Below are 17,684 nucleotides of genomic sequence, written 5' to 3' on the forward strand. Positions count from 1 at the left end.
GTGCCGTTAGAGTGTAAAATTATCTAAATCTGGGTGTGGTTCAAAATCACCAAGCCTTTCAAGCTCTGTATCTTGACGCATTTGCTGATGCCAACGCGCTTCATCCCATATTTCAAATTTATTCATTAAACCAACTAGCATGATTTTTTTGCCAAGATCTGCATGGGCGCGCAACGAAGGCGCTAGCAAAATCCGGCCATTTTTATCAAGTTGATATTCAGTAGCATTACCCAACAACATGCGCTGCATACGACGGGCTCGTGGGTTCATATTAGATATTTTTGCTAAGCGGCTTTCTATTTCTTGCCATTGTGCCAATGGATACAACCATAAACACGGCTCATTTAATGCGACGGTACAAATAACCGTTCCCTGATCTTCAGACAATAGATCATCTCGGTACTTAGTGGGTACCGCAAAACGTCCTTTATCATCCAAACTCAGCGAACTTGCGCCACGAAACATAAAAAGCCTACTTTAAAATTGTTTTAATCAACACTTTTGATTAATCCGATCCATTTTGATCCACTATAAACCACTTTTTACCACAGTGCTCCAGTTTAGGGCTTGACAAGCCTTTTTGTCAAGTAATCAGGCTTCCTTTAACGCGTCTCAAAGCCAGAAAAAATAAGGCTTAGCGTAAAGCGGTTGAATTAAGTGGGAAAAAATGGAATATCTTAGATACTTTTTTATCATCATTTTAAGTAACCTTTCGTTTACACTTTTTGTTTACTGAATAACCAGTGAATGATTACAAATTTTAAGGCGTGATTTAGCCATTTGTAAAATTTACTCAATTACATGGCAATTGTTACGACTCAAGTTAAAGCCAGCCAACCGAAAAATAAATATATCGATATAAATCATATGGTTAAACTTATTTTAAAGTTGGTTTGATCATTGCAACTATAAATTCACCAATAAATTTTTTAACTTTATTTTTATTAAGGATTGATTATGGCTACTGCAACAAATACTAAAACATCAACAACTACAGCGACTAAACCTGAAGTTAACGAAGCGCCCTTTACAGAAAAAGCAACATCGGCTGCACACGACGCAGTAGATGCACTTTCTAGTAAAGCAGCCGTAGCAGAAAGCAGCGTAAGAAAAGGGGCAACTAGCTCGGCAGAAACACTGAGTGAAAAGCAACTCATTGCCCGTGAAAAACTAGGTGAATATACCTCTAAAACACGCACCCTTGCCGCAGAAAACCCATTAGCAACAGCTGGGATCGCGTTTGCTGCAGGTATGCTAGTAACTGCATTGTTTCGTCGTAAGTAAACAATGATGAATAATCCACAAACAACAGCGACCAAGGATGGTGACGCTCAAAATCAAACGGCCCAAGGCGCGAGCCAAAAGGAAGATTGGCAAGATCATATTGCTAAGCTTTTAGCCTATTCTGAGCAAATTAAGGATGACTACAAAACGCAAGGCAAACTTACCAAACAATTAGCAAAAGCTGAGTGGCATTTGTCGCTCAGATCACTTGCACTCATTACTATACTTTTGGGTTGTTTTGCTAGCGGTTTGATTTTGTTGTGGATTGTTTTATTGGGCGCAATTGGCTTTGGAATTTATGAGTTATTTTCCTCAGTATGGCTAAGTATAGCGATCGCAACTTTACTACAAGTTATAGGCTTAATTTGGCTTTGGAAAAGTGCTATTTATTTAAGTAACAAAATTGGCTTTAGTAAAACATTACGTAGCTTAAAACAGTTATTTAACCTGAACTCTGGTTAAAAGATTTACTAACGTACTGAATCATAGCTATATTTAAATTTATTTTCTCTAGCCAGAGATTTTCAGTGAAAACAAGGCGAATTTACGCGTCAATAGCTGGCCTATTGCAAGTAAATACAACGCTGTTAGCGCTTAAAATAGCTGCTTGAGGTAGATTTATTATCCAAAGTTCAGGTTATTTAACCTTCAGGGAGATAACAATGCTGGTTAACTATTTAATTCAGTCGCCAAACAAAGCGGTCAATAATCTAAGTAAACAAATGGACTTACAAAGTGAATTAAAACGCCAACATCATATGGCGTTTAAGTACAGATTAAAACGCTTTGCGGTTACCAAAGTGGGTATTTCAAGCGCATTTTTAGCCGGTGCTGTTGTGCAGGCTGGTAGTACTAAATCTGGTTTAATAAAAAAATATGCTTGGCTAGCAAGATTATTAGCTTAATGAATAAAACCAGTGCCGCGCAATAAATAATAGCGCAGCACTAATTAATAGCTTTAGCCTTTGTTAAGCTGCTTAATTGATCATAAATCGGCAGTTCTAAATATTTCCAAACTCACCGTTTTGATAATCACGAATAGCTTGCTGAATTTCGGCTTCAGTGGTCATTACAAATGGCCCCATATGAGCAATTGGTTGTTTAAGCTCATCACCAGCTAAAATAAGCACACCGGCTTCTTGCTCTGTATATAAGTCAATGTCACTACCGGGTTCTAGTATTAACAGCTGTTTTGCTGCAATAACGTTACCTGCTTGCGTAGTTAACGAACCGGTATGAATATATAGCATCACTTTTTGCTGGCTCAGTGGTGGCAACTCAAAACGCTGTCCTGCAGGCAAAGTTACATCAGCTAAAGCGGCATTTGCAGCGAGCGTTTGTAGGCTTGATATTAAAGCCTGATCGGCAAACTGCCATGTGCCTGCCAATGCTTTGAGTGTTACCCCATTATCATTGATGGCAACTGGCGCAGGGTGCGCTGTTGTATCTTGGTAAATTGGTGCCCGCATTTTTTCTGCACTGGGCATATTGATCCATATCTGAAAACCATGTAACCCTTCATTGGCATCTGTCAGTGGCATTTCACTGTGCATTACCCCTTTACCTGTACTCATCCATTGTACATCGCCTGCTTTTATGGCCTTTTTATTACCCATTTGGTCACGGTGTTCAAAGCCACCTTTAATAATATAGGTAAAGGTTTCCATACCACGATGAGGATGCGCAGGAAAACCGCCAATGTAATCATTTTTATTATCTGACTTTAGTTCGTCAATCATTAAAAAGGGATCTAGATACTTGCCATCAAAACCTGGTATTCTACTAATATTAACGCCATCACCATCTTGGGTTGCGTGCGCACTTAGTTGTTTAATTACTTTCATTTTATTGCTCCAATAAAGTAGATAACACTATTTAAGCACACTAAAAATTTACGTATATATGTTTAATTCGTACCATTTATTCTTTTTAAACGAATTTTAGTTTTTATCCTGAAACATTACAGTTTGCTATAACCGTTATTAAATGGCTTGCTGTTAAAGTAGTTATTACAGCTGAGTTTTGTTTAATAAGTAACACTTTAATCCTTATTATTTATATGGTTATTAAACAAAAAGTTAGCTACAATTATTTTTGGTGTAAATCTCTTATTAAGGCATTATTATTTTTACCACTTCACTTAAAAATCAGCTTTACCGTTTGCTCATTTTATTTAGTATTCCTGGAGTGGCTGTGATCATTTTTACGTTATTACTAGAACGTAACTATTCAATTAAGCAAAGTGAGCTACAAGCAACCAATATTGCCAACCGTTTTTCATTACAACAAAAAAATATGCTTGACGATATTGAGCGTTTAGCGCGCTATATCGCACAACAAGAAAGCAACCATGATGAGTTACTAACCTCCTGCCCTGACTATTTTGAGCTCTTTAAGTCACTCTACAATAATGTTGCTAATATTGGCCTGATTGGCTTGCAGGGGGATGTTAGTTGCGCCACATCGGGGCAAGTAAAAAATATAAATATTGCAGATAGAGATTATTTTAAAAATGCAGTAAATAGCGACATGCTATCTGTAGGCTATTTTCAGTTAGATCGAAGTTTACAAACAACAACGGTAAATTTTGCGCTGTCGTTAAAAAACACCACCGGAGTTACCAAAGGCGTTATTGTCATAGTAATTGCCTTAGATTGGTGGAATGCAGCAATAAATGAAATTAACTTACCTGATGAATCGTTAGTTGCCATTGTTGACTCTAACAATAAAGTTTTAGCTCACTACCCAAAAAACACTACTTTAATAGGTAAAAGTATTACCCAAAGTTATGTAGAGTCGACACAGGCTGACTCTCATTTTATAACAGATGAGCAAGGTGTTACCCGTATTTTTTCTCGCTCAACTATTTATAATGATCCACATAATAACAACTTAGATATTTATATTGGTTTACCCGTCACCGATGTTTTAGCACAAATAAACCATAACTTTATAATCTCTTTAACTGTATTTATAACCTTTTTATTACTGCTAACATTTATTGCCTACAAACTACTAAAAGTAAGTATTTTTACACCTATTAATAACCTAACTAAAGCAACCGACAGTTTAGCAAGTGGCATTATGCCATCTGAGCAAAATGACTCTCCTAACAGCCCCGAACTCAAGGTTTTATATCAACGCTTTAAAGTAATGGCTGAAACTCGCTTAGCTACTGAGGCTAACCTTAAAAATAAACACGATGAGTTAACCAGTTTATTAAGTGCGCTGCCAGATAGTTACTTAAAGATTAACAACAAAGGTGATGTCTCTAATATTGGGGGCTCATTTAACATTCCTGGCGTTACGCAATCGGTAAACAACTTAACTTTAGCTAGTTTTATTACTGAGGGTAATGCACAGTTAATTCTCAATAACCTCCCTACTTCAACTGCAAAAAACTCAAGTAACTTAGAGTTTACCTTGCAAAGTCAAACTGACATTAAAAGCTTTGAAGCCAGAATAAACCCGATGCAAACTAATCATGAGTTTGTAGTAGTGCTACGCGATATAACCCAACGTAAACAAAATGAAGAAGCCCTACACTTAGCGGCGCTTGTGTACGGTAACAGTAGTGAAGGAATGGCTATAACCGACGAAAATGGCATTATATTCGATGTTAACCCTGCTTTTAGCAAAACCACGCTTTTTTCTAAAGAGGAAGTAATTAATAAAACGATCAGTGTTTTGTCCTCTGGCAAGCACGATAAAACATTTTATCAGGCTCTGTGGGCAGAACTAACAAGCACGGGGCGTTGGCAGGGAGAAATCATTAATCGCCGTAAAAATGGTGAGCTTTACGTGGAATGGTTAACTATAGATACTGTGTATGATGACAATAACATGCCGGTTCGTCGTATAGCTATATTTACAGACTTAACAGAAAAAAAACAAGCCGATGCACTTATTTGGAAACAAGCTCACTTTGATCACCTTACTGACCTACCTAATAGACTTGAATTAAAGAATCGTTTAAATGAGTGTTTTACACGTTTAGAAAATAATGCCGAGCAACTGGTTATTATGTTGCTCGACATAGATCACTTTAAAGACGTTAACGACACTTTAGGGCACCATTATGGCGATGCTTTACTTAAATTTGTGTCGCAGCGTATTTTAGAGTCAGCAAAAAATGCTGAGTTTGTTGCCCGCATTGGCGGCGACGAATTTGTAATCGTATTTAGTAAAATTAAAGAGCAGCATATAAAACAAATAGCTGAAAATATTTTACTTAGCTTGTCATCGGCTATTTATATTGAAAACGAAGAGTTGTTTATTAGTGCCAGTATAGGTATTGCCTCAGCCCCTAATGATGGCGAAAATACTGAGCAGTTACTTAAAGCAGCCGATCAAGCAATGTATAAAGCAAAAGTTAATGGCCGTAATGGCTTTGAGTTTTTCTCCCATGACATGCGCGAAAAAGCACAAATGCGTATGCTGCTACTTAAAGAATTACGAACAGCAATAGAGCTTGAACAGTTTGAATTATTTTATCAACCAATCGTCTGCCTTAAAGACTTGCACGTACACAAAGCTGAAGGATTAATTCGTTGGCGTCATCCTGAAAAAGGCTTAATAAGCCCTGCTGACTTTATTCCGTTAGCTGAGGAAACACGACAAATAAATACACTTGGGCAATTTGTTTTCTCCCAAGCATTACAAACACTCAACGATATAAAAGCGCACATAACCAATGATTTTCAGCTGAGCGTTAATGTATCGCCAATACAGCTATCTACCCCAGATAGCGGGATAGATGAATGGGGAGCTATGCTTAATGCAGCAAACCTGCCTGCATCATCAATTGTTGCTGAAATAACAGAAGGCTTAATGGTCAACCCTGAGGCTTTAACACAAAGCCGTTTAAAGGCACTGGTTCAGTCTGGAATGCAATTAGCCCTTGATGATTTTGGCACCGGTTACTCTTCTCTCGCTTACTTACAAGAAATGGATACCGACTACCTTAAAATAGATAAACGCTTTGTTGATAACATTAATAAAGGTAGCCAGGAGCTGGTATTGTGCAAAACTATTATAGTTATGGCGCATCAGTTAGGGCTAAAAGTAATTGCTGAAGGAATAGAAACCAAGCAGCAAATGCAACTGTTACTTGAAGCTGGTTGCGACTATGGGCAGGGCTATTTATTTTCGAAACCCTTACCTAAAGAGCAGTTTATGAGCTTACTAACCACAAGCCAAATCATTGCATTAAAATAACCACAGCGTTAATACCAAGCACTTGCCAAGTACTCAATTATGAGTACTTGGGTAATAAATTACCTATTAGGCTCTTTCACATCAAGATGATCGGCAACATAGGCTCCGCGCTCACCTCTTTTTTTATCTGGGCCTATTGTACTATCTATTGCAGTTTGTTGCTCTGATGCAGCATTGATTGTCGCTCCTAAAATTATAATATAAGCACTAATGTAAAGCCACATCAGCATAATAACCACCCCACCTAACGAGCCATAAGTTTCGTTATAACTGGCAAATTTCGATACATAAAATGAAAAACCAATTGAAGCGACTATCCATAATATTGTAGCAATAACAGATCCTAAGGTGATCCAACGCCACTTAGCAGGTTTACGATGCGGCGCGTAGCGATATAAAAGCACTAAGGCAAAGTTAAAAGTAAATGCTAATAAAGGCCATGAAATAAACGTGATGAGTAAATCTATATTTTCTTGTAATCCCACTAAATTAAGTACTACCGGTAAAATACCAATAATTAACAGCGCAAAAATAGCCACTACAATAGCGCCAATCGAAAACAAAAAGCGTACAAGTTGTGCTTTAAAAAAAGAGCGCTTTTCATATTCCTGATAACTTATATTACAGGCTGTAATTAATGCTTGGCTGCCCTTTGAACTACTCCAAATAGTTAGTATTAATGTGCTAATTGCGCTCAAACTCAAGCTAGTACCTGATTTTTGGGCAATACTGGCTATTTGCGACAAAATTAACTCTCCGGTACTCTCTGGTAGCAGCGCAATAACCTGACTTAAATGTGCTCCTATATCTGTAGGTGATGCAAAATAGGCATAAACAGATACAAGTGCAGCAAGCGCCGGAAAAATAGCCAGTAGCGCATAAAATGCAACGCCAGCGGCCACTAACGATAAATTATCACGACTCAGTTGAGTAAAAATACGCTTAGTAATATCCCACCAACCAAGCAACGGAATGTTTACTGGTTGTTGTGCATCTTGACCACGTTTTACATCGCTCATTTTCAACTCCTTTGTTATATAGCAGTAAGAGAGCAAAATGTTTGCCAACACCAATGCGCTTGGTATTAAACTTGCTATTATTGTTTATAAAGATGATTTAACACGGATAACACCCATGCTCAGTGCTTTAAATAACATTATAACTGCAGTTAATGCAGCCCCTGCTACTCCAAGCATTAAAGCCGATGTATTGTCGTGGGCATTTTTGCAAGAGCAAAGCATGCAATTCCTACATGTAGTAGTGCAAACCTTACCCACCCTGTTTTTAGGGTTTATTATAGTTGTAATAAGTTACATGCTTGCCAGGCCGCTATCACGCCTATTAATTAAACCTATTGAATATTTAACCGATAGTGCACTTATTCATTTGGTTATAAGGCGAAGTATAAGTATTTTAATCCTACTATTGGGTATTTACTTGTTTTTACGTTTAGCTGGGCTGACACAGTTTGCCGTAGCTATAATGAGTGGCACAGGTTTGATAGGGCTTATTCTCGGTTTTGCATTTAGAGATATTGCCGAAAATTTTATAGCCAGTTTATTATTAAGCATACAACGCCCTTTTAAAATAGATGATGTAATTGAGGTAGAAGGCCGCCTCGGCATAGTTAAAAAAGTAACCGCTCGCGCAACCACTTTAGTTGACTACGACGGTAACCATATTCAAATACCTAATGCCACTGTGTATAAAAATATTATTAAAAACCTCACTGCCAACCCTAAAATGCGCGGCAAAGTAGAAATAGGCATAGGGTATGATAACGATATACGCAGTGCACAAACCCTAGCCCTCACAATTGCAAACCAACAAAACGCAGTATTAACCGATCCACCCGCGCAGGTATTAATTAAAAACCTAGGCTCATCAACAATTAACTTTACGTTATTTTTTTGGGTTAATAGCGAGCAATTCAGCACTGCTAAAGTTGCCTCACAGCTAATGCGAGAATTAGTAAACGAATTTACTAGTCATAATATCAGCATGCCAGATGATGCCAGAGAACGCATTATACTTAGCGATCCTAACCTTGAAGCTGTAAACCCAGAAAAAAGTGAGCCTATTGCGCCAACTAAAAAAGTATCGGAAACACAAACTCAAACCAAAAACTTAGATGACGTAAGCAGCGACACCGATGAAATACGCGAGCAAGCAGATCAATCCCGCGATCCCGAGCAAGGTAAAAATATTATATAGTTAAAAATCAGGGAGCTACTTTTATAAGGTCGTATCAGGTTATATCGAACCTACTTTTATTTTAGACACAAAAAAGCCCGCAGTTTGCACTGCGGGCTTTTTATTGAATGAGTGAGTTAGCCGTATAAGCCGGGTTCTGTCCTTTCCGAAGAAAGTGATAATCATTCGTCTAGGCCATAAATCGCTCTATGGCTCAAGCAACCTACCCGGTTCCAACGTGGGCCACGCCATAAGGAACCCTATTTGGTCTTGCTCCGAGTGGAGTTTACCTTGCAACCGACTATTACTAGCGGCCCGGTGCGCTCTTACCGCACCCTTTCACCCTTACCAATCCGAAGATTGGCGGTCTTCTCTCTGCTGCACTTGTCGTGGGCTCGCGCCCCCCAGCCGTTAACTGGCACTCTGCCCTATGGAGCCCGGACTTTCCTCCCCCTGATCATTTTCGTCACAGGCAGCGATTATCTTGGCTAACTCGGCGCGGATTATACCTGAGGATAATGCCAAGCGCAGTAAAGATTTACCCTTTTTCGTCAATTATTGTTTTATACAGCGCATTTTTTTTCATACCAAAGTAATCGGCTACAATACCGCAGGCTTTTTTCATTGGCATTTCGCTTTCAAGCAGCGCTAGCATTTTACGTGCTTCAGGCGGTACGTCGTCTATTAGCTTAGGTTTACCCGGCAACATGAGTACTATTTCGCCGCGCTGCTTGGTAGGATCGTTAGTTAAAAATGCTCTTAACTCACTCACACTGCCATTAAAAAATGTTTCAAAGGTTTTAGTCAGCTCTTTAGCAAACACTACTTGTTGATCATCGCCAAGTGCCTCGGCTAAGTCATCAAGGCTTGCCATAATACGATGGGTACTTTCATACATTATGCTAGTAATGCCAGAGTTAACCGCATCGATAAAAAATTCTTGGCGTGCTTTACTTTTTGCTGGTGTAAAACCAACAAATTGAAAGCGATCAGTTGGTAAGCCAGAACAACATACAGCGGTAATTGCAGCGCATGCTCCAGGAATGGGTGTAACATGTGCGCCTTGCTCGCGGCATAAATTAACCACCGCATAGCCAGGATCACTGATCAAAGGTGTGCCCGCGTCTGATACCAAGGCTATATTTAAGCCTTGATTGAGCTGATCGATAATTTGTTGTGCTTTTTGCTTTTCGTTATGATCGTGTAAAGCAAAGGTTTTAGCCTTGATACCAAAGTGGCTAAGTAGCTTGCCAGTATGGCGTGTGTCTTCAGCAGCGATTAAGTCAACTTGCGATAATGTCGCGATTGCACGCTGACTTAAGTCGTCATAATTGCCAATTGGGGTGGCTACAATGTAAAGAGTGCCAATTTTCTGTGAATTCTCCTCATTTAACATTGAGGTCTCCTGCGTCAGTCAGTAATATAAGCAAATCGCGTTAACGTATTGGGAAATCATTGTGCGACTTAAACTAGTTAGTCTATTAATTATATTGTCAGGGTTATCGGCGTGTAGCACAACCGAAAAACCAACTAAAAACAGTGATAACTTCAGTAACAGTGCCAATGCACTAAAAAACCAAGCTAATAGTGCGTTATCTATCTATCAATTGGCGCAAAATCGCCAAGGTGCCGATAAAATACAGTTACTTTATAGTGCACGCGATGCTGCAGTGAATGAGCAAAGTTGGTCGTTATTAGAAAAGGTATGCGGTGAGTTAGAATTAACCCCAAGTGTTGATCAGATTCAAAATCGTCTTTATATTGCGTTTGCGCAAAAGCAGCAAAATAAAAACGCTCAAGCGTTAGTTATTTTGCAGTCGTTAGATGGTCAACTTAAACAGCCTGAACATTTTGCCTGGCATCAATTTTTAACCGCCAGTGTGTATGCATCGCAAGACTTTGCGAAACGCGCGGCCCCTTACTTTTTTGCAGCGTCTGAGTCTGCTACTAAAAATAATATTGATATTGCACAGCTAAACCAGAACTTATGGGATAACTTAAAAAAGCTTTCCTCTTATACACTTGAACGCTTTAACAGAGGATCGGTTATTCAACAAGGTTGGGTTAACCTTGCTTTGTACCATCAAGTTTATGCTGGCAGTGCCGTTGAACTTGACCAAGCTATTAATAATTGGTTGAGACGCTACCCCGGGCACCCTGCTAGAGTCATTTTACCTAAACAAGATGAGTTAGTGAATGATTTAACGCCTGTAATAATAGAGCGTTTAGTTGTACTACTGCCGCAATCTGGTGCTAATGAACGCTTAGGTAATGCACTTAAAGCCGGCGTACTTGCAGCACTTGATCAGCAAAGCATTAATGAAACCATTTTTATTGATGAAAACAGTGATGTAGATGAAATCACCGCTAAAATAGCGCAAATAAAACCCGATTTTGTTGTTGGTCCACTGTTAAAAGCGAATATAGATAAACTTGCTAATGCGCAAGTGCTTATAGACATACCTACTCTGCATTTAAATACCTTTGATGGTGAGCGGCTTTCGTTACAGCACTACTTTTTTGCCCTTAACCCAGAGCATGAAGTACAACAAGCATTAGAGCACTTTTTAGCTCAGGGCTATCAAAAGCCAATGTTACTTGCGCCTAATAATGCAAACGGGCAGCGTTTGGTTGATTACTTTAACCTGCAGTGGCAACGCTATAGCGAAACCAAACCACAAATTGGCTTTTATAACGGTAATCAAGACATGCCTGATACGATTACCAGCTTACTCGAGGTTGATAAAAGTAAAGAGCGGATCAAAACCGTTAAAACTTTATTTAAGCAAGAAGTCGAAAACGAAACACGCTCGCGCAGCGATATAGACGCTATTTATATTTTAGGCGATGCCATAGAAACCCGTTTAATAAAGCCGTATTTAGACGTTAATGTAAGTACCTTTGCTGATAGGATCCCGCTTTATGCTAGTTCTAAAAGTCATAGTAGCCAAATTGATCGTACCGATAAAGGCGACTTAGATGGCTTATACTTCACCGAACTTCCTTGGATGTTAAAGTCGCAAATTAAACAGCATAATCTTCGCCAACAATACGAAACATTGTGGCCAGAACATGCTGATATTAGTCAGCGTTTATTTGCTATGGCCTACGATGCAGTAACTATATTACATGACATTAAACAACTAAGCCTTTCCCCTGGGAATCAGTTTAGCGGTTTAAGTGGTAAGCTCTCGGTTAATACTAGCGGGCATATTGAACGCACATTAGACTGGGCGCAATATACCAATCGTCGGATTAAGGCAGTACAACTAAAAACACAACGCCCTGTGCCGTTATTTATGCAATCAGCCAGTGACATATACATTACCGAATAACTAAGGGGGCTACATGTCTTGGTTTAAACAGCTGTGGCAAAACAGTCGTGAAAAAGGCCAGTATTATGAGCTCCAGGCACAAAAGTATTTAGTTTCTCAAGGGTTAATAGCAATTGAGCGCAACTATTACTGCCCCTTTGGCGAACTTGATGTAATTATGAAAGACGGTAACACTTTGGTTTTTGTGGAAGTTAAGTTTCGTAAAAACCACGCACGCGGCGGCGCTAATTACGCATTAAGTATACAAAAACAAGCACGCTTAAAACGCAGTATTTATCATTACTTAGCCGCTAAAAACCTAACAAATCAGCCGTTAAGAATCGATTATGTAGCAATCACTGGAGAGCCGTCTATGCATATTAACTGGCTCAAAAACGTATTTTAAAAACAAAGAACTAGGTATAAATTGTTGGTATTCTATGCAAGACACAATTAAAGAAATTTTTACAGAAAGCATTCAAGTACAAATAGCAGCGGGTGAGGTATTACCCAGTGCATTAGAGTCGGCCGCTTTTACCATTGCTCAAAGCCTGATAAACGGCAATAAGCTTATTTGCTGCGGTACAGCTAACTGCCATATGCTTGCTCAGCACATGGCTGGTGTTTTAGTTAATCATTATGAAACCGAGCGCCCTTGCCTACCTGCTATTGCGTTATCGCAAGAGAGTATTAACTTAGGGCAAAGTACTCAAGTTGACGATTACGACACGTTTGCTCGTCAAGTGCGTGCCTTTGCTCAACAAGGTGACTTACTGCTGGCACTGGCTATTAATGGTAATGAAAAACAAATTATTTCGGCGGTAGAGGCGGCACTAACTAAGGATATGAAGGTCATAGTTATGGTTGGTGATGACGGTGGTGAACTAGTTGGTTTACTTGGCCCTAATGATGTTGAAATTAGAACGCCTTCTAAACGCCCAAGCCGTATTATCGAGTCGCATTTAGTTAACTTACATTGTTTAAGTGAACTGGTTGATTTAACACTTTTCCCGCAGGATGAAAATTATGTTTAAACGCTCACTTATAATTATAGGCACGGTTGTATTACTGCAAGGATGCGCAGCCGCAGTAGTTGCTGGTACTGCTAGTGCAATAACGGCAGCAAACGATCGTCGCACTATTGGCTCTCAGATCGATGACAACAACATTGAAATAAAAGCTAGCATTGCAATTAGTGAAGTAGATCGCTTGCAGAAATTTGCTCATATTAGCGCTATGAGCGTTAATGGCATTGTTTTATTAGTTGGCCAAGTTGCCAATGAAGAAATGAAAAATGAAGCTAATAAAGCCATTGAGAACGTTCCTGGCATTCGAAAAATACATAACCAAATTCGTATTGGTTCAAATATTGGGGTGACTACCCAAACTCATGACTCTTGGTTAACCTCAAAAGTAAAAGCGCAGCTATTAACCGCTAAAAATATTAGCAGTAATAATATTAAAGTCGTTACTGAAAATGCCGAAGTATTTTTGATGGGTTTAGTTTCTGACGCAGAAGCAGAGCAAGCAGTAAATATTGCGCGTAATGTATCGGGTGTTGAGCGCGTTATTAAAGTATTTGAATATTTGTAAAGATAGTATTATAAATACAGACATAAAAAAACCGCTTATTAGCGGTTTTTCTTTTATCATTAACAGATTATAAAATGTATTATTTTATAACACGTAAATGCGAACCTTTTTTCTTTTCAGGCTTTTCTGGTGGTGTTTCGTCAACATAATTTGCTGATGAATCAACACTTTCAAAATCTGGAGCAAAATCGTCTTCGTCCTCTAAAAACTCATCTGCTGTAAAGACCGTACCCTCGCCATTTTCACGCGCGTATATTGCAAGTACAGCCCTTAAAGGCACATACACTTGCATTGGCTGACCACCAAACCGCGCGCTAAAGCTAAGTTGCTCATTATCTAACGAAAACTGGGTTACCGCTGAAGGACTAATGTTTAACACAATTTGTCCGTCTTGCACAAACTGTGTTGGCACTTGTACTGCAGGGTAATCAGCGTCAACCACTAAATGTGGCGTGCATTCGTTATCAACAATCCAATCAAAAAAAGCGCGTAATAAGTAAGGACGATTAGGCGTCATTATAAACGGATCTCACGCTCAGTTTCAGTTAAAGAAGCTTGGAATGATTCACGCTCAAATAAGCGGATCATATACTCTTTAAGCTCTTTAGAACCTGCACCGTTAAGCTCAATACCAAATTCAGGTAAACGCCATAATAGTGGAGCAAGGTAACAATCTACTAAGCTAAACTCTTCACTCATAAAATAAGGTGCTTCGCTAAAGATTGCTGCAACCGCAAGCAATGCTTCTGTAAGCTCTTTACGAGCTTGAGCAGCATCTGGTGCGTTGTTAGTGATTTTGTCAGCTAGGCTGTACCAATCAGTATCAATACGGTGCATCATTAAACGGCTACGGCCACGCATTACCGGGTAAACAGGCATTAGTGGAGGATGAGGGAAACGTTCATCAAGGTATTCCATGATGATATTTGCCTGATATAAACCAAGCTCACGGTCAATCAGTGTTGGCACTGTACCGTAAGGGTTAATTTCGTGAAGTGCCTCTGGCAGGTTATCTTTTTCAGCCAAATGAATATCTACACTTACACCTTTTTCAGCAAGTACAATGCGTACTTGGTGGCTATACATACAGTTAGCACCAGAAAAAAGGGTCATTACAGGGCGCTTATTGGCAGCTACGGCCATGCCTACCTCCATTAAATAACTAAAACAGCAATAGGGGCTTAAGCCCCTATTGCAAAATTACCTTTAAACATGTTCAAACTTAATGAACATCTCTCCAGTATTCTTTCTTAAGCATAAATGCCAAGATAAATAGGATGAATAAAAATCCAATTACCTTAATACCTATTGCTTCTGACTCAAGACGTGAAGGTTCACCCACGTACTCAAGGAAGTTGGTTAAATCGCGAGCAGCTTGGTCGTATTCATCTACACTTAATTCACCTGAGCCATCAGTTTCAGTAGCAACAATTCTGGTCACAGTATGACCATTCACTTCTACTTTTTCTGTAATAGCTGTTGGTAAGCCTTGTAGTTCTTGCAGAACATGCGGCATACCTACAGATGGAAACAATGTATTGTTTACGCCAAATGGACGTGATTCATCTTTGTAGAACGATTTTAAATACGTATATATCCAATCAGAACCACGAACACGTGCAACGTTAGTTAAATCTGGTGGCGCAGCACCAAACCACTTTTCAGCATCTTCTTTGGCCATCGCATTGGTAATATGGCTACCTACTTTTGAACCGTCAAAAATTAACTGTTCTGCGCCAATTTCCGTTGGAATACCGATATCACGAAAAGTACGTTCATAACGCTGGTATTGCATTTGATGACAAGCAACACAATAGTTCATGAACAATTTAGCACCGCGTTGCAACGAAGGCTGATCTGTTAGGTCATTACCTGCATCTAATAATGCCACTGAAGGACCTGCAGCCATTGCCGGCAACACATTAATTGATAAAGCAAATAAACCAATAAGTAGCTTTTTCATCATTTCAGTAACCTCTCAGGCAATGGCTTAGTTTTTTCATTCTTACTGTATACAAATAACAGTACGAAGAACATAAAGTAAGTCACAGTACATATCTGCGAAACAATTGTTTTCATGTCAGTTTGTGGTGTTGCACCAACCCAACCTAAAAGAACAAAAGTAACAACAAAGCCTGCAATGTTCCATTTGTGGAAACCACAACGGTAACGAACTGAGCGAACTGAACCACGATCTATCCAAGGTAATAACGCAAGCACTACAATAGATGCACCCATTGCTGCAACACCCATTAACTTATCAGGGATCGCACGTAAGATTGCATAAAATGGCGTAAAGTACCAAACTGGAAAAATATGCTCTGGTGTTTTCAGCGGGTTAGCCGCTTCAAAATTTGGCGCTTCTAAAAAGAAACCACCCATGGCTGGCATAAAGAACACCACCCAACAGAACAATATTAAGAAACCAACCACACCCACAATATCTTTTACTGTGTAATAAGGGTGGAACGGGATCGCATCAAGAATATCTTTTTTATCAGTATAATATTCATGGAACTTAAACTTAGGTTTATCTTCTTCAGCTACCGTACCTTTTTTACGCTTGTTATCTACACCTTCAGGGTTATTTGACCCTACTTCATGTAGTGCAACTATGTGTAAAAATACTAAGATCACGATAACTAATGGTAAAGCAATAACATGCAATGCAAAGAAGCGGTTAAGCGTTGCACCCGATATTACGTAATCACCACGGATCCAAAGTGTTAAATCATCACCTATAACCGGAATTGCGCCAAATAGTGAAATGATTACCTGTGCACCCCAAAATGACATTTGCCCCCATGGTAATAAATACCCCATGAATGCTTCGGCCATTAGCGCTAAGAAAATAAACATACCAAATACCCACAGCAATTCCCGTGGTTTTTGGTAAGAGCCGTAGATCATGCCACGGAACATATGTAAATATACAACGATGAAAAACGCTGATGCACCGGTTGAGTGTAAATAACGTAATAACCAGCCATAATCAACATCACGCATGATGTATTCAACTGATGCAAACGCCCCCTCAGCAGAAGGTACATAGTTCATAGTTAACCAAATTCCTGTAAGAATTTGGTTAACTAGTACTAACATAGCTAGTGAGCCAAAGAAGTACCAAAAGTTAAAGTTTTTAGGTGCTGGGTACTGTGCAATATGCATGTTCCAGACACGTGTCAATGGTATACGGTCGTCTAACCAACCAATAATCTTACCAAACATTAGGCCACTCCTTGTTCTTCGCCCACTAATATAGTGGTTTCATCAAGAAAAGTGTATGGTGGTATTTCTAGGTTTAATGGTGCAGGTACCGATTGAAATACACGGCCAGCCATATCAAACTTAGAACCATGACATGGACAGTAAAAACCGTCGTCAGTCCCTTCCACTTTTTCACCAAAGCCACCTTGTAAAAAGCTAGGTGAACATCCTAAATGAGTACAAATACCTACAGCCAAAAATATTTCTGGACGCAATGAACGGTAATCATTTGTTGATGATTCTAATTGTTGTGGCTCTTGCGAATGCGGGTCACGAAGTTGATCTTCATGTCCTTTCATTTGCTCAAGCATTTTTGGGGTCCGTGATACAACCCATACAGGTTTACCACGCCACTCGACACGTATTAATTGTCCTGGCTCAAGTTTGCTTATGTCTACTTCTACAGGCGCACCCGCAGATTTAGCTCGCTCACTTGGATTCCAAGACGCAATAAAAGGAACAGCAGCCCCAGCCGCACCAACACCACCAACAACAGAGGTAGCTATGGTTAAAAAGCGACGTCGGCCATTGTCTACAGGCGCATTGCTCATCCACTTATCTCCACTATGATTCTCAACACTTGCTATATTGAGAACATCAGTTACAGCAGGTTAATTTTTTTGAATTATAAAATAGAAACGATCATATTTAAATCCTTGTTTAAAACAAGGTTACTCACAGCCCCATGCTCGAATAATCCTGACTTGCTCAAAAAATAGATTAAGTTAGCTCGAGTATGAAGCCGAATGACTATCATATCGCTTCTGTAAAAATAATATACTGACTCAGGTCAACCTCACCAAAACAAGCAGTAAC

Annotated in this window: 18 protein-coding genes and 1 other RNA gene; 9 read left to right on the forward strand and 10 right to left on the reverse strand. The window is 39.4% G+C overall.

Going from position 1 to position 17,684, the window contains the following annotated elements:
- Window positions 1–6: 6 nt before the first annotated feature.
- The gene (gene mraZ, locus PTRA_RS13185; protein ID WP_011329161.1) at window positions 7–465 is read right to left on the reverse strand and encodes a division/cell wall cluster transcriptional repressor MraZ; all 459 of its coding nucleotides are present in this window, start codon (window positions 463–465) and stop codon (window positions 7–9) included.
- A 492-nt stretch (window positions 466–957) separates the two neighbouring features.
- Between mraZ and PTRA_RS13190 the strand changes: the two genes are divergently transcribed.
- From PTRA_RS13190 to PTRA_RS13200, 3 genes are all read left to right on the forward strand, one after another.
- Window positions 958–1,284, forward strand: a complete 327-nt coding sequence (locus PTRA_RS13190; protein WP_011329162.1) for a hypothetical protein — start codon at window positions 958–960, stop codon at window positions 1,282–1,284.
- 6 nt (window positions 1,285–1,290) lie between these two features.
- Window positions 1,291–1,746, forward strand: a complete 456-nt coding sequence (locus PTRA_RS13195; RefSeq protein WP_058374126.1) for a hypothetical protein — start codon at window positions 1,291–1,293, stop codon at window positions 1,744–1,746.
- Window positions 1,747–1,946: 200 nt separating this feature from the next.
- Window positions 1,947–2,189: a hypothetical protein gene (locus PTRA_RS13200; RefSeq protein WP_058374127.1), complete on the forward strand. Its 243-nt coding sequence runs from the start codon at window positions 1,947–1,949 to the stop codon at window positions 2,187–2,189.
- 96 nt (window positions 2,190–2,285) lie between these two features.
- On the opposite strand, the gene PTRA_RS13205 is transcribed toward PTRA_RS13200, so the two are convergent.
- Window positions 2,286–3,128 carry a pirin family protein gene (locus PTRA_RS13205; protein ID WP_058374128.1) on the reverse strand — a complete coding sequence of 281 codons (843 nt, stop codon included), beginning with the start codon at window positions 3,126–3,128 and terminating at the stop codon, window positions 2,286–2,288.
- A 349-nt stretch (window positions 3,129–3,477) separates the two neighbouring features.
- Between PTRA_RS13205 and PTRA_RS13210 the strand changes: the two genes are divergently transcribed.
- Window positions 3,478–6,501: a bifunctional diguanylate cyclase/phosphodiesterase gene (locus PTRA_RS13210; RefSeq protein WP_237113458.1), complete on the forward strand. Its 3,024-nt coding sequence runs from the start codon at window positions 3,478–3,480 to the stop codon at window positions 6,499–6,501.
- A gap of 59 nt (window positions 6,502–6,560) precedes the next feature.
- On the opposite strand, the gene PTRA_RS13215 is transcribed toward PTRA_RS13210, so the two are convergent.
- Window positions 6,561–7,520, reverse strand: a complete 960-nt coding sequence (locus PTRA_RS13215) for a YihY/virulence factor BrkB family protein (protein WP_058374130.1) — start codon at window positions 7,518–7,520, stop codon at window positions 6,561–6,563.
- 115 nt (window positions 7,521–7,635) lie between these two features.
- Here PTRA_RS13215 and PTRA_RS13220 point away from each other — a divergent pair, with 115 nt between their 5' ends.
- Window positions 7,636–8,715, forward strand: coding sequence for a mechanosensitive ion channel family protein (locus PTRA_RS13220; RefSeq protein ID WP_058374604.1), 1,080 nt, complete (start codon window positions 7,636–7,638; stop codon window positions 8,713–8,715).
- A 109-nt stretch (window positions 8,716–8,824) separates the two neighbouring features.
- On the opposite strand, the gene rnpB is transcribed toward PTRA_RS13220, so the two are convergent.
- Window positions 8,825–9,189: RNase P RNA component class A (gene rnpB, locus PTRA_RS15650), an RNA gene on the reverse strand.
- Window positions 9,190–9,232: 43 nt separating this feature from the next.
- Window positions 9,233–10,090 (reverse strand): 16S rRNA (cytidine(1402)-2'-O)-methyltransferase, encoded by an 858-nt coding sequence (rsmI, locus tag PTRA_RS13225; RefSeq protein WP_058374131.1) that lies wholly within the window; start codon window positions 10,088–10,090, stop codon window positions 9,233–9,235.
- Window positions 10,091–10,151: 61 nt separating this feature from the next.
- Here rsmI and PTRA_RS13230 point away from each other — a divergent pair, with 61 nt between their 5' ends.
- From PTRA_RS13230 to dolP, 4 genes are read left to right on the forward strand one after another with little or no spacing between them, the layout of a single operon-like run.
- On the forward strand, window positions 10,152–12,029 hold the full coding sequence (locus tag PTRA_RS13230) for a penicillin-binding protein activator (protein ID WP_058374132.1): 1,878 nt from the start codon (window positions 10,152–10,154) through the stop codon (window positions 12,027–12,029).
- Window positions 12,030–12,042: 13 nt separating this feature from the next.
- On the forward strand, window positions 12,043–12,414 hold the full coding sequence (locus PTRA_RS13235) for a YraN family protein (protein ID WP_058374133.1): 372 nt from the start codon (window positions 12,043–12,045) through the stop codon (window positions 12,412–12,414).
- A 34-nt stretch (window positions 12,415–12,448) separates the two neighbouring features.
- Window positions 12,449–13,042, forward strand: coding sequence for an SIS domain-containing protein (locus tag PTRA_RS13240; RefSeq protein WP_011329172.1), 594 nt, complete (start codon window positions 12,449–12,451; stop codon window positions 13,040–13,042).
- Window positions 13,035–13,601, forward strand: a complete 567-nt coding sequence (dolP, locus tag PTRA_RS13245) for a division/outer membrane stress-associated lipid-binding lipoprotein (RefSeq protein WP_058374134.1) — start codon at window positions 13,035–13,037, stop codon at window positions 13,599–13,601. Before PTRA_RS13240 ends, dolP begins: the two co-directional genes overlap by 8 nt.
- Before the next feature lie 79 nt (window positions 13,602–13,680).
- On the opposite strand, the gene PTRA_RS13250 is transcribed toward dolP, so the two are convergent.
- From PTRA_RS13250 to petA, 5 genes are all read right to left on the reverse strand, one after another.
- Window positions 13,681–14,118, reverse strand: coding sequence for a ClpXP protease specificity-enhancing factor (locus PTRA_RS13250; RefSeq protein WP_011329174.1), 438 nt, complete (start codon window positions 14,116–14,118; stop codon window positions 13,681–13,683).
- A complete protein-coding gene (sspA, locus tag PTRA_RS13255; protein WP_011329175.1) occupies window positions 14,118–14,744 on the reverse strand; it encodes a stringent starvation protein SspA in 627 nt (208 codons plus the stop codon). The genes PTRA_RS13250 and sspA overlap by 1 nt, the downstream gene beginning before the upstream one ends.
- Before the next feature lie 79 nt (window positions 14,745–14,823).
- On the reverse strand, window positions 14,824–15,567 hold the full coding sequence (locus PTRA_RS13260) for a cytochrome c1 (RefSeq protein WP_058374135.1): 744 nt from the start codon (window positions 15,565–15,567) through the stop codon (window positions 14,824–14,826).
- Window positions 15,564–16,829, reverse strand: coding sequence for a cytochrome b (locus PTRA_RS13265; protein WP_011329177.1), 1,266 nt, complete (start codon window positions 16,827–16,829; stop codon window positions 15,564–15,566). Before PTRA_RS13265 ends, PTRA_RS13260 begins: the two co-directional genes overlap by 4 nt.
- Window positions 16,829–17,419, reverse strand: a complete 591-nt coding sequence (petA, locus tag PTRA_RS13270; protein ID WP_011329178.1) for a ubiquinol-cytochrome c reductase iron-sulfur subunit — start codon at window positions 17,417–17,419, stop codon at window positions 16,829–16,831. Before petA ends, PTRA_RS13265 begins: the two co-directional genes overlap by 1 nt.
- Window positions 17,420–17,684 lie beyond the last annotated feature (265 nt).

It is taken from the genome of Pseudoalteromonas translucida KMM 520 (assembly GCF_001465295.1).
Taxonomy (GTDB): domain Bacteria; phylum Pseudomonadota; class Gammaproteobacteria; order Enterobacterales; family Alteromonadaceae; genus Pseudoalteromonas; species Pseudoalteromonas translucida.

Bases quoted from the DNA above. Each gene is read 5' to 3' on its own strand.
- mraZ (WP_011329161.1), bottom strand. From the start codon at position 465: ATGTTTCGTGGCGCAAGTTCGCTGAGTTTGGATGATAAAGGACGTTTT.
- PTRA_RS13190 (WP_011329162.1), top strand. From the start codon at position 958: ATGGCTACTGCAACAAATACTAAAACATCAACAACTACAGCGACTAAA.
- PTRA_RS13195 (WP_058374126.1), top strand. From the start codon at position 1,291: ATGAATAATCCACAAACAACAGCGACCAAGGATGGTGACGCTCAAAAT.
- PTRA_RS13200 (WP_058374127.1), top strand. From the start codon at position 1,947: ATGCTGGTTAACTATTTAATTCAGTCGCCAAACAAAGCGGTCAATAAT.
- PTRA_RS13205 (WP_058374128.1), bottom strand. From the start codon at position 3,128: ATGAAAGTAATTAAACAACTAAGTGCGCACGCAACCCAAGATGGTGAT.
- PTRA_RS13215 (WP_058374130.1), bottom strand. From the start codon at position 7,520: ATGAGCGATGTAAAACGTGGTCAAGATGCACAACAACCAGTAAACATT.
- PTRA_RS13220 (WP_058374604.1), top strand. From the start codon at position 7,636: ATGCTCAGTGCTTTAAATAACATTATAACTGCAGTTAATGCAGCCCCT.
- rsmI (WP_058374131.1), bottom strand. From the start codon at position 10,090: ATGTTAAATGAGGAGAATTCACAGAAAATTGGCACTCTTTACATTGTA.
- PTRA_RS13235 (WP_058374133.1), top strand. From the start codon at position 12,043: ATGTCTTGGTTTAAACAGCTGTGGCAAAACAGTCGTGAAAAAGGCCAG.
- PTRA_RS13240 (WP_011329172.1), top strand. From the start codon at position 12,449: ATGCAAGACACAATTAAAGAAATTTTTACAGAAAGCATTCAAGTACAA.
- dolP (WP_058374134.1), top strand. From the start codon at position 13,035: ATGTTTAAACGCTCACTTATAATTATAGGCACGGTTGTATTACTGCAA.
- PTRA_RS13250 (WP_011329174.1), bottom strand. From the start codon at position 14,118: ATGACGCCTAATCGTCCTTACTTATTACGCGCTTTTTTTGATTGGATT.
- sspA (WP_011329175.1), bottom strand. From the start codon at position 14,744: ATGGCCGTAGCTGCCAATAAGCGCCCTGTAATGACCCTTTTTTCTGGT.
- PTRA_RS13260 (WP_058374135.1), bottom strand. From the start codon at position 15,567: ATGATGAAAAAGCTACTTATTGGTTTATTTGCTTTATCAATTAATGTG.
- PTRA_RS13265 (WP_011329177.1), bottom strand. From the start codon at position 16,829: ATGTTTGGTAAGATTATTGGTTGGTTAGACGACCGTATACCATTGACA.
- petA (WP_011329178.1), bottom strand. From the start codon at position 17,419: ATGAGCAATGCGCCTGTAGACAATGGCCGACGTCGCTTTTTAACCATA.